1 pseudogene is annotated in these 469 nt (G+C 52.2%); it reads right to left on the reverse strand.

The features are described 5' to 3' along the window. Window positions 1-180 precede the first annotated feature (180 nt). A pseudogene (gene yfcO, locus K0039_RS25190) lies at window positions 181-469 on the reverse strand (fimbrial adhesin YfcO); the annotation flags it as partial.

The following is a 469-nucleotide window of genomic DNA, read 5'->3' on the forward strand; positions in this document are numbered from 1 at the left end:
AACATCCGCATGTGATGGCCTTTCATCAGGCACCAAAAGAGTATGGCGGTGATGCGGCGTTGTTGGTGTTGATTGAAGTCGAAGAGTGGCTGCCGCCGGAGTTGCCCTGAGGAGTTGAGCGCGTTGCGCCAGGTACGGGTAATGGCAGGGGCGAATGCCCCTGCCTGGTGTATCTAAGGGCTACAACTCATTCAGTATGTACTGGAACCGGCAAGTAGAATCGATTGGCTGCATACTGCTGGTATCAACAAGCACGACCATATCGTGTAACTGTTTGTCCGTTATAGGGTGTCGATTTGGCGTGACCGAGACTTCCGCCTTGTCACATCCCGACGCGGTAAAAGTTATCATCTGTGCAACCCAGCGGCAGTAACCACCTGTTTCATTCATCTGCGTACTGTCGCACAACTTCCCATCTTTCATCAAATACGTTGAAAGCGTTTTCTCAACCACACCGCCCGTCGACTGC

The sequence above is a fragment of the Terrisporobacter mayombei genome (assembly GCF_020748465.1).
Taxonomy (GTDB): domain Bacteria; phylum Bacillota; class Clostridia; order Peptostreptococcales; family Peptostreptococcaceae; genus Terrisporobacter; species Terrisporobacter mayombei.